Below are 9,718 nucleotides of genomic sequence, written 5' to 3' on the forward strand. Positions count from 1 at the left end.
GCCGGTGGGATCAGGCCTCCGGGTCCCAGTCCTTGAGGAGGTGGAACAGCTCCTGCTCGCCGTCGCCCTTGACCGACTCGATCGGGAGGCGGCCGTAGAACATCAGGACCAGGTCCGAGGCGGTGCCGCGGACCGAGCCGGTCGGGGCGGCGTGCTCCTCGCCGGGGGCGAGGGCCACGGCGGCGGCGCCGGCGGCGTCGAGGGTGAGGCGCCAGACGCGGCCCTCGGTGGCCTCGAAGTCGCCGATGACGGGCTGGTGCGGCCAGGCGACGGTGGTCGTCACGCAGGTCTCCAGGAACTCCTCCACGCCGTCCAGCGCGATCCGCTCCGGCAGCGCCTGCGGGGCACCGATGGCGGACTGCGCGTCGTAGGTGTGGACGGCGCTCTCCTGGACGCGGTGCCGTGCGACGCCGCCGGCGGTCTGCGGGGTCGCGCCCTCCGCCCACCAGGTCCAGCAGGGGGCGTCCTCGCCGAGCTCGCGCAGGGTGGACACCAACTGCTCGGTCCCGGCGGCCAGCCAGGCCAGCAGGGCGTCGAGCTCGCGCGGTGCGGGCTCGGCCTTGGCGGCCAGGCCCTCGGGGGAGGGGCCGCCGGCGGGGCCCGCGGCGACGTTGTGGGACCAGAGGCGCTCGCCTCCGCCGAGGTGCTGGGCCAGGTCGTACAGCGTCCAGTCCGGGCAGCCGGGGACGGTGGCGTCCAGGTCGGGAGCGGCGGCGACGGCCGCGCGGAACGCGGTCGCGCGCTCCTCGATGAGCTCGAGCAGCACGGGGAAGGCGAGGGTCTGTGTCACGGGTGACTGTCTATCACTCCTGATCCCAGAATCTGACATGGTTTTCTCAGGACCGTTCCTAAGCCCCTGGTCGTAGGCCCAACGCCCGAAGCGGACCGGCCCGGTGGGAGGGTGGGATGAGGGCATGAACAGTGACACACCCCTGCCCGGGACGGTCGTCGAGCGCCTGGCGGTCGAGCGCAACGCCTGGCTCTGCACCGTCCGCGCCGACGGCACCCCGCACGTGACCCCGATCTGGTTCGTCTACCGCGACGGCGTCTGGTGGATCGGCTCGGACGCCCGCTCCGTCAAGGTCCGCAACGTCCTGCACCGCCCCTCCGTCTCCCTCGCCCTGGAGGGCGGCAACGCCCCGGTGGTCGCCGAGGGCGAGGTCACGGTCCGTCAGGAGGGCGACTTCCCGCCCGGGATCGTGGAGGCCTTCGCCGCCAAGTACGCCTGGGACGTCTCCGCCCCGTACCGCCCGGACAGCGCCCGCGTCCTCCTCGAAGTCCCGGTCCGCCGCTGGCTCCTGGCGGGCACCGCGCAGTGAGCCGCCGGCCGGGGAGGCGGGGCAGCCCGCACTGCTCGTCAGGTGCATCCGGGCAGGATGCCGCGTCGGGTAGTACAGGTCGGCACACCCACCCCGGAGCAGTAACCACTGAGCGCGACGGCGGTGCGTCAGCCAGACTCGGCTGGTGACGGCCCGTCACGGGCCGTCGCTTCCCGGCTCTGGAGGTCCGAAGATTGAAGACGCCGACTCCAAGGCGCGCGGCGCGGGTCTCGGCGGCGATCGCGCCGGCGGCCGCGGCGATGGTGCTGCTGATCGCCGGCGGGACGCCCGCCGAGGCGCTGGTGAACGGGCAGGCCACCAGCATCGAGCAGTACTCCCACGTGGTGTCGATCCGCCAGAACGGGAATCACATCTGCAACGGTGCGCTCGTCAACACCGTCACCGTGGCGACCGCGGCGCACTGCGTGGTCCCGATCGAGAGGTCCCTCAGCAGTGTCGAGGTGGTCTCGGGGACGACTTACCTGGACAGTGGCGGCCAGCGGCACAGGGTCTCCCGGACCTACGTTCACCCGAACTACAACAGGTACGGCACCGGGCGGCCCATCGACGACATCGGCCTCATCCAGCTGGCCCAACCCTTGCAGGAGAACGCCGGGCAAAGGCCCGTCCGCCTGCCGACCTCGGCGCCGTACCGGGGTGAGCGGGTGACGGTGACCGCGTGGGGCTTGACGGGTGACAAGCAGCGGGTGCACAACGACCTGCGGAAGATCGACGCTCAGGTCATGCTCCACGACGAATGCCGGACGTACCTCCAAGGAATCATGGAGGTCGGCTCCAAGGAGTTCTGCACCCTCATCGGCACCGGCACGGGCACGTGCAACGGGGACAGCGGCGCGCCCCTGGTCAGAGACAGTGACCGGACTCTCGCCGGAGTCGTGTCCGGGGGCCTCCCCTGCGCCCGCGGCTACCCGGACGTGCAGACCTCCGTCTACCCCTACGTCTCCTGGATCAGGTCGATCGTCCCCGGCGTCTAGTGCCGCGCCCGGCAAGGTTTGCCCCGTCGGACAACACCCGGTCCGCCGGCGGCAGCGGCTCGACCTCAGGCCCGGGTGCGTTCGGCGGACCAGGCGGACCAGAGGGCGGCGTAGGGGCCGTCGGCGTCGACGAGGGCGGCGTGGGGGCCGGTCTCGACGACGCGGCCGCCGTCGAGGACGACGACGCGGTCGGCGGTGGCGGCCTGGGTGAGGCGGTGGGCGACGGTGAGGGCGGTGCGGCCGGCGAGGGCGGCGTCGGCGGCGGCCTCGAGTTCGCGGGCGCCCGCGCTGCCGGCGTCGGCGGTGGCCTCGTCGAGGACGGCGATCGGGGGGTCGGTGAGGACCAGGCGGGCCAGGGCGAGGTGCTGGGCCTGGGCGACCGTCAGGCGGTGGCCGCCGTCGCCGACCACGGTGGCCAGGCCCTCGGGGAGGGCGTCCACCCAGGTCAGGGCGCCGACGGTGGCGAGTGCGGTGCGCAGTTCGCCGTCGGTGGCGGCGGGCCGGGCGAGCCGCAGGTCGTCGGCGAGCGGGCCGGCGAAGACGTGCACCTCCTGGCTGATCAGGGCGACGGTGCGGCGGACCCCGGCCGGGCCGAGCTCCGCGAGTTCGGCGCCGCCGAGCCGGACGGAGCCGGAGGAGACCCGGTGCACCCCGGCGACCAGTTTGGCGAGGGTGGTCTTGCCCGCCCCGCTGGCCCCGACCAGGGCGACCCGTTCGCCGTCACGGACCGTCAGGGAGACGTCGTGCAGCACCGGGTGTCCGTCGCGGTAGGCGTGGTGCAGGCCGGCGACGGTGACCGAGGCGTCGGTGGGGGCGGGGGCGGGGGCGGAGGCGGGGGAGGGCGAGGGTTCGGAGGGGAGGGCGGAGAGCCCGACCAGCCGGGCCAGGGCGGCGCCGGCCGACTGGGCGTCGTCGACCAGGACCAGGGCGGCGTTGATCGGGTTGAAGAGGCTGTGGAAGTACAGGGCCGCGGCGGTGGCCGTGCCCAGGCTCACCGCGCCGCCGTCCACCAGCAGGAAGCCGACCACCAGCACGGAGGCCAGCCCGATGAACTCGGCGAGGTTGAGCCGGGAGAAGAAGCCGGTGACCAGCCGGGTGCCGCGCATCCAGAGCTGGACGGAGGCGTCCGAACGCTGCTCCACCAGCGCCACCTGGCGCTCCGTCAGCCGCAGCGCCCGCACCGTCCGCACGCCGCCGACGCCGTCCAGCAGCTGCTGCTGGAGCTCCCCGGCGGCGGCCCGCTGGGCGGCGTAGACCGGGACGGCCCTCGGCAGGTACCAGCGCATGGTCAGCCAGTGCACGGGGGCGGCCGCCAGCACGGCGAGCGCGAAGCGCCAGTCCAGCACCGCCAGGGCGACCAGGGTGAGCACGATGGTGAGCACCGAGCGGGCGAACTCCGGCAGCGCCTGGCGGACCGTCCGGGCGACCAGGGCGACGTCCCCGGTGACCCGGGAGGTGAGGTCGCCGACCCCGGCCCGTTCCACCCGCTCCAGCGGGAGCCGCAGCGCCCGCTCGACGAACTCCTCGCGCACGGTGGCCAGGACGCTCTCGCCGAGCCGGGCGACCAGGGCGCTGCCGTACGCGACGGCCGCCCCGCGCACCAGGGCGACGGCGACCAGCAGGGCCAGCGGCAGGGTGAGCGAGCCGGTGCCGGCCTTCTCCACCACCAGGTCGACCAGGCGGCCGAGCAGCGGGGCGGTGAGCAGCCCGACGGCGGTGCCGAGCACCAGCACGGCCAGCGCCCCGGCGGTCAGGCCGCGCTGACGGAGCAGCAGGCGGCGCAGCACGGCCCAGGTCGCGGCGCCGCTCGCGACCGGCAGCAGCTCCCGTTCCGAGGGGGCGGTGGGGACGGACGGGGACATGGTCGGGTCCTCCGAGGCGGTCGTCGTCATGCCAGCACCAGGGTCCGGTAGGCGGGATCGGCGGTCAGGGCGTGGTGGGTGCTGTCGGCGGTGACGGTGCCGTCGGTGAGCAGCACGACCCGGTCGGCGCGGGAGAGCAGGGCCGGGCTGGTGGTGACCAGCACGGTGGTGCGGCCGCGGCGCAGTTCGCGCAGCCGCTCGGCGATCCGGGACTCGGTGACGGAGTCCACGGCGGTGGTCGGGTCGTGCAGGACGAGGACGGCGGGGGATGCGGCCAACGCCCGTGCCAGCGCCACGCGTTGACGCTGCCCGCCGGAGAGCGAACGGCCGCCTTCGCTGACCTCGGTGTCCAGTCCGGAGGGCAGCGCGGCGGCCACCTCGTCGGCGGCGGAGGCGGCGAGCACGGCCTCGGTCAGCTCGCCGTCGGGGGAGGCGAGGACGTTCTCGCGGAGCGTGCCCGCGAAGAGCACGGCGTCGTGGTGGGCGACCAGGACGGAGCGGCGCAGCTCGGCCGGGTCGAGCGCGGTCAGGCCGGTGCCGTCCAACTCGACCGCGCCGGTGGCCGGATCGGCCTCGCGGCCGAGGCAGCGCAGCAGGTCGGCGGCGGCCGCCGGATCGTCCGTGACCACGCCGAGCAGCTCGCCGGGCGCGACCTCCAGGTCGAGGCCGCGCAGGGCGCCGAACCCGACGCCGCGCAGCCGCAGCCCGCCGGTGGCGGTGGCCTGAGCGGGGGCGGGCCCGGCGGTGGCGGTCCGAGCGGTGGCGGTTGCGGCCGGCGTGCCGGGGCGGCCCGGGACGGCCGGCGGGGCGGCCAGGACCTCGGCGATCCGCCCGGCCGAGGCCCGGCCCTGGGCGAACTCGCCGTTGGCCCAGGTGAGCACCTGGAACGGGCCGAGCAGGAACTGGGCCAGGCCCACCGCGGCGACCAGTTCGCCGACGCTGATCCGGCCGTCCATCGCCAGCACCGTGCCGACCAGGGCGATCAGCACGATGAAGAGCCCGGTCAGCGCCTGGAGCCCCCCGTCGTGCGCGGCCCGGCTGCGGGCGGCCCGCAGCGCGGCGGCGAGCGAGTCCTGACTGACCGTCCGGTACCGGGCCACCGCGGCCGCCTCGGCGCCGATGCCCTTGAGCACCCGCAGGCCGGTGACCAGGTCGGCGGCGATGCCGCCGGCCCGGGCGGCGCGCTCCTGCTCGACGCCGCTGCGCCGCTCCAGCGGACGGCTGATCCGGTGGCCGAGCCAGAGCAGCGGCGGTGTGCCGAGCAGTACCAGCAGGCCCAGCGGCACCGAGATCCGCAGCAGCAGCGCGGCGCTGACGCCCAGTCCGGCCAGGGCGGCGACCCCGAACGGCAGCACGGTGGCCACCACGCCGACCCGCTTGGCGTCGCCGGTGGCGATGCCGGCCAGCGCGCCGGGCAGGTGGCCCGCCTCGGCGCCGCCGTACGGGTCGAGCACCCGGGTGGTGAGGGAGAGGCGCAGGCGGTGGGCGGCCTGTTCGCCCGCGCGCTCGGCCAGGCGGGCGCCGGTGCGGTAGCAGGTGGAGAGGAGCAGGAAGAGCACGGCGAGCAGGGCCAGCCAGCGCAGCAGCGCGGGGGCGGAGCCGGTGGCCACCGCCCGGTCGATCACCGCGCCCATCACCACCGGTACCAGTGCCTCGCAGGCCTGGTGGCCCATCCCGAGGAGGGCGGCGCCGGTCAGCAGGCGGCGTTGGCCGCGGAGTGCGCCGCGCAGGACGGTGCCTCCGCTCGGTCCTGCTGTGGCCATGGGCGTCCTTCCGGGAGGGGGAAACTGACGTGATGTGAGGTGATCTCGGGCTCGGGTCGCAAAGCCCTTTGGTGGTAGTGGTCCTGACGGAGCGTCAGCTGATCGTTCGGGTATTGACCTCCATCGAACAGACAGGTTAGCCTTACCTAACTATGAATGTCGAACCGTCGGCCCTGCGGCGCACTCTCGGGTTGGCCCTGGCCGCAGGGGTGCTCCTCCTGCTCTGTCTGCTCAGCCTCTGGGTCGGCACCCGGGACGTCCCGTTCGGCGAGACCTGGCGGGTGCTCTGGCACCCCGACGGTTCGAACGCCGCCACCGTCGTCCACGACTACCGCATCCCGCGCACCCTGCTCGCCCTGCTGGTCGGTACCGCCCTCGGCACCGCGGGCGCCCTGATGCAGGCGCTCACCCGCAACCCGCTGGCCGACCCGGGCCTGCTCGGCGTCAGCCTCGGCGCCGCCACCGGCGTCGTGGTGGCGATCGGCTTCCTCGGCGTCGGCAGCGTGCTCGGCTACGTCTGGTTCGCCCTGCTCGGCGCCGCCGTGACCACCGTCGCCGTCCACCTGCTCGGCGCGGCGGGCCGCGGCCAGGCCACCCCCGAACGGCTGGTGGTGGCCGGAGCCGCCCTCACCGCCGTGCTGTTCGCCTTCGACTCCGCCGTGCTGCTGCTCGACCCCGAGGTCTTCGACGAGTTCCGGTTCTGGACCGTTGGCTCGCTCGCCGGGCGCCGCTACGACGTCCTCCTGGCCGTGCTCCCCTTCGTCCTGACGGGCGGTCTGATCGCCGTCGCCCTGGCCCGGGCCCTCAACGCGCTCGGCCTCGGCGACCAGGTCGGCCACGGCCTGGGCGTCGCCGTCGGCCGCACCCGCGCCCTCGGCGGCCTCGCCGTCCTGCTGCTGTGCGGCGCCGCCACCGCGGCCGCCGGGCCGATCGCCTTCCTCGGCCTGGCCGTCCCGCACGTGGCCCGCTTCCTGGTCGGCCCGGACCAGCGCTGGGTGCTCGCCTACTCCGCCGTGCTCGCCCCGCTGCTGCTGCTCGCCGCCGACGTGGCCGGCCGGGTGGCCGGGGCGCCCGGGGAGATCCAGGTCGGCATCGTCACCGCCGTGCTCGGCGGCCCGCTCTTCCTCGCCCTGTGCCGCCGCCGGAAGCTGGTGCTGCTGTGAGTGCCCGTCAGCCCACGGCAGGGGCCCGGCCGATCGGCCACCCGGTGCTGCGCCGCGGCCGGTGGTCGGTGCGCCTGGTCCCCCGGACGGCCGCCGTCTGCGCCGCCCTCACCGTCCTGCTGCTCGCCGTCTGCCTGCTCGCCCTGGCCGTGGGGGAGGTGCGACTGACACCGGGGGAGGTGTTCGGCGCGCTCACCGGCGAGCCGGGCGCCGCCGACTTCGTGGTCAACACCCTGCGCCTGCCCCGGCTGCTGCTCGCCCTGCTGGTCGGCGCCGCGCTGGCGGTCAGCGGGGCCGTCCTCCAGGGCCTGACCGGCAACCCGCTCGGCAGCCCCGACGTCATCGGCCTCACCAACGGTGCCGCCACCGGCGCCCTGCTGGTCATCGTGGTCCGGCACGGCAGCCTCACCGAGACCGCCCTCGGCGCGCTGGCGGGCGGCCTGGCCACCGCCCTGCTGGTCCAACTCCTCGCCTCGGGGCGGGGGTTGCCCGGCTTCCGGCTGGTGGTGATCGGCATCGGCACCAGTGCCATCCTGCTGTCCGTCAACTCCTACCTGATCACCCGCGCCAGCCTGGAGGACGCGATGGCCGCCCAGAGCTGGCTGATCGGCAGCCTGAACAGCCGCACCTGGCCCCAGGTCACCGCCCTCGCCACCGCCCTCTCCCTGCTGCTGCCGCCCACCCTCTGGTACGGTCGCCGGCTCGGCATGCTCGCCCTCGGCGAGGACACCGCCCGCGCGCTCGGCGTCCGCACCGGCCCGACCCGGACCGCCCTGCTCCTGCTCGGCGTTGCCCTGGCCGCCGTCGGCACCGCCGTCACCGGCCCGATCTGGTTCGTCGCGCTGGCCGCCCCGCAGCTCGCCCGGCGGCTGGTCGGCGGCACGGGCGGCGGCCTGCTGCCCGCCGCCCTCACCGGAGCCCTGCTGCTGGCCGCGAGCGACTTCGCGGTCCAACGGGTCTTCGCCCCCGCCCCCATGCCGGTCGGCATCGCCACCGGCACCCTGGGCGGCCTCTACCTCTGCCTCCTGCTGATCGGCGAATCGCGAAAGAGCCACGCATGACCACCACCACCTCCACCACCTCCACCACACCCGCCGCAGCCGCGGCCTCCTCCTCCCGGTTGCGCGCCGAGGACCTCACGTTGGCCTACGACCAGCGCACGGTGGCCAGTTCACTCTCCGTCAGCATCCCGGACCGGTCCTTCACCGTGATCCTCGGCCCGAACGCCTGCGGCAAGTCCACCCTGCTCAAGGCCCTGGCCCGGCTCATCAAACCCACCGCCGGCACGGTCCACCTGGACGGGGCCGCGATAGCCGGCTACCGCACCCGCGAGGTGGCCCGCCGGCTCGGGCTGCTCCCGCAGTCGGCCAACGCGCCGAGCGGCATCTCCGTCTCCGAGCTGGTCGCCCGCGGCCGCTACCCGCACCAGGGCTTCCTGCGCCAGTGGTCCTCCGAGGACGAGGAGGCCGTCACCGAGGCGATGCGCCGCACCGGCGTCCTCGACCTCGCCGACCGGCCGGTCGACGACCTCTCCGGCGGCCAGCGCCAACGCGTCTGGCTCGCCATGGTGCTGGCCCAGCAGACCGCCATCCTGCTGCTCGACGAACCGACCACCTTCCTGGACATCTCGCACCAGTTCGAGGTGCTCGACCTCTGCGCCGAACTCCACGAGGAGCGCGGCCACACCGTGGTCGCCGTCCTGCACGACCTCAACCAGGCCGCCCGCTACGCCACCCACCTGGTGGTGCTCGGCCCCGACGGCACGGTCGCGGCCGAGGGGGCGCCGGCCGCAGTGCTCACCGCCGAGCTGGTGGAGCGGGTCTTCGGACTCCGCTGCCGGGTGGTCCCCGATCCGGAGACGGGCACCCCGATGGTGGTCCGCGCCGCCCGCAAGGCCGCTGCCTCCGCCCCCGCCCCGGTGGATCAGGACCCGGCCCGATGACGACCCGACTGCTCGGCCTCACCACCTTCCTGATCTCGGCCACCGGCCGCAACGCCCGCGCCAGCCTGGCCGCCCGGGTCGCCGAACGCGGCCTGCGCCTGTGGCACGTCGCCGTCCTGGAGGCCCTCGCGACCGGCTCCCTCTCCAAGGGAGAACTGGCCGCCCGCCTCGACATAAACCCCAGCGACATCGTCAAGGTGGTCGACGACCTGATGGCCGCCGACTGCGCTGTCTGCACCCGCTCGGTACGCGACCGCCGCCGGGTCGAGGTCTCCCTCACCCCGGCGGGCGAATCGCTGCTGGCCGAACTCACCGCCGACCTGGCGGCGGTGGAGGACACCGTCCTGGCCCCGCTCAGCTGCGCCGAACGGAAGCAACTGGCCGGCCTGCTGGAGCGGTTGGCCTAGGGATCGTCCCGTCATTGATCTTTGAGTGGTTCGGGGCGGTGGCGGCCGTTCGCTGGTCGCTCTCGGCCACGCGATGGGATTAGGCCGGCTCCGACGCCGTGATCACACCAGCCACTCCAAGATCATGGCATTGGCGTGGGGGGGGCCCCCGGCCCCCCCCCCCCCCCGCCCCCCCCGGCACCCCCCCCCCGCGCCCCCCCGCCCCCCCCCCCACGGGACAACACCACCAGCGCCCCCCCCCCACGGGCCGGCGGCCCCACCAGGCCG

9 protein-coding genes are annotated in these 9,718 nt (G+C 75.0%); 6 read left to right on the top strand and 3 right to left on the bottom strand.

Going from position 1 to position 9,718, the window contains the following annotated elements:
• Nucleotides 1-10: 10 nt before the first annotated feature.
• A complete protein-coding gene (locus ACIA8O_RS30640) occupies nt 11-790 on the bottom strand; it encodes a maleylpyruvate isomerase family mycothiol-dependent enzyme (RefSeq protein WP_396297235.1) in 780 nt (259 codons plus the stop codon).
• Between the two features lie 124 nt (nt 791-914).
• Between ACIA8O_RS30640 and ACIA8O_RS30645 the strand changes: the two genes are divergently transcribed.
• Both ACIA8O_RS30645 and ACIA8O_RS30650 read left to right on the top strand, forming a co-directional pair.
• On the top strand, nt 915-1,319 hold the full coding sequence (locus ACIA8O_RS30645) for a pyridoxamine 5'-phosphate oxidase family protein (RefSeq protein WP_396297236.1): 405 nt from the start codon (nt 915-917) through the stop codon (nt 1,317-1,319).
• Between the two features lie 194 nt (nt 1,320-1,513).
• On the top strand, nt 1,514-2,314 hold the full coding sequence (locus tag ACIA8O_RS30650; protein WP_396297237.1) for a S1 family serine peptidase: 801 nt from the start codon (nt 1,514-1,516) through the stop codon (nt 2,312-2,314).
• Nucleotides 2,315-2,379: 65 nt separating this feature from the next.
• Here the strand turns inward: ACIA8O_RS30650 and ACIA8O_RS30655 are convergent, their stop codons facing one another.
• Together ACIA8O_RS30655 and ACIA8O_RS30660 are read right to left on the bottom strand one after the other, a co-directional pair.
• The gene (locus ACIA8O_RS30655) at nt 2,380-4,206 is read right to left on the bottom strand and encodes an ABC transporter ATP-binding protein (RefSeq protein WP_396297238.1); all 1,827 of its coding nucleotides are present in this window, start codon (nt 4,204-4,206) and stop codon (nt 2,380-2,382) included.
• A complete protein-coding gene (locus ACIA8O_RS30660) occupies nt 4,203-5,939 on the bottom strand; it encodes an ABC transporter transmembrane domain-containing protein (RefSeq protein ID WP_396297239.1) in 1,737 nt (578 codons plus the stop codon). The genes ACIA8O_RS30655 and ACIA8O_RS30660 overlap by 4 nt, the downstream gene beginning before the upstream one ends.
• A 152-nt stretch (nt 5,940-6,091) precedes the next feature.
• Here ACIA8O_RS30660 and ACIA8O_RS30665 point away from each other — a divergent pair, with 152 nt between their 5' ends.
• The 4 genes from ACIA8O_RS30665 to ACIA8O_RS30680 are packed head-to-tail and all read left to right on the top strand — an operon-like array spanning nt 6,092 to nt 9,451.
• The gene (locus tag ACIA8O_RS30665) at nt 6,092-7,102 is read left to right on the top strand and encodes a FecCD family ABC transporter permease (protein WP_396297240.1); all 1,011 of its coding nucleotides are present in this window, start codon (nt 6,092-6,094) and stop codon (nt 7,100-7,102) included.
• Nucleotides 7,099-8,163 (top strand): FecCD family ABC transporter permease, encoded by a 1,065-nt coding sequence (locus tag ACIA8O_RS30670; RefSeq protein WP_396297241.1) that lies wholly within the window; start codon nt 7,099-7,101, stop codon nt 8,161-8,163. The genes ACIA8O_RS30665 and ACIA8O_RS30670 overlap by 4 nt, the downstream gene beginning before the upstream one ends.
• Entirely contained in the window at nt 8,160-9,044 is an 885-nt protein-coding gene (locus ACIA8O_RS30675) for an ABC transporter ATP-binding protein (RefSeq protein WP_396297242.1), read from the top strand. The genes ACIA8O_RS30670 and ACIA8O_RS30675 overlap by 4 nt, the downstream gene beginning before the upstream one ends.
• Nucleotides 9,041-9,451 (top strand): MarR family winged helix-turn-helix transcriptional regulator, encoded by a 411-nt coding sequence (locus ACIA8O_RS30680; RefSeq protein WP_396297243.1) that lies wholly within the window; start codon nt 9,041-9,043, stop codon nt 9,449-9,451. The genes ACIA8O_RS30675 and ACIA8O_RS30680 overlap by 4 nt, the downstream gene beginning before the upstream one ends.
• Nucleotides 9,452-9,718: the final 267 nt, after the last annotated feature.

The sequence above is a fragment of the Kitasatospora sp. NPDC051853 genome (assembly GCF_044452665.1).
In the GTDB taxonomy this organism is placed as follows: domain Bacteria; phylum Actinomycetota; class Actinomycetes; order Streptomycetales; family Streptomycetaceae; genus Kitasatospora.

Excerpts from the sequence above, each read along its gene's own strand:
- ACIA8O_RS30645 (WP_396297236.1), top strand. The coding sequence starts at position 915 with ATGAACAGTGACACACCCCTGCCCGGGACGGTCGTCGAGCGCCTGGCG.
- ACIA8O_RS30655 (WP_396297238.1), bottom strand. The coding sequence starts at position 4,206 with ATGACGACGACCGCCTCGGAGGACCCGACCATGTCCCCGTCCGTCCCC.
- ACIA8O_RS30660 (WP_396297239.1), bottom strand. The coding sequence starts at position 5,939 with ATGGCCACAGCAGGACCGAGCGGAGGCACCGTCCTGCGCGGCGCACTC.
- ACIA8O_RS30665 (WP_396297240.1), top strand. The coding sequence starts at position 6,092 with ATGAATGTCGAACCGTCGGCCCTGCGGCGCACTCTCGGGTTGGCCCTG.
- ACIA8O_RS30675 (WP_396297242.1), top strand. The coding sequence starts at position 8,160 with ATGACCACCACCACCTCCACCACCTCCACCACACCCGCCGCAGCCGCG.
- ACIA8O_RS30680 (WP_396297243.1), top strand. The coding sequence starts at position 9,041 with ATGACGACCCGACTGCTCGGCCTCACCACCTTCCTGATCTCGGCCACC.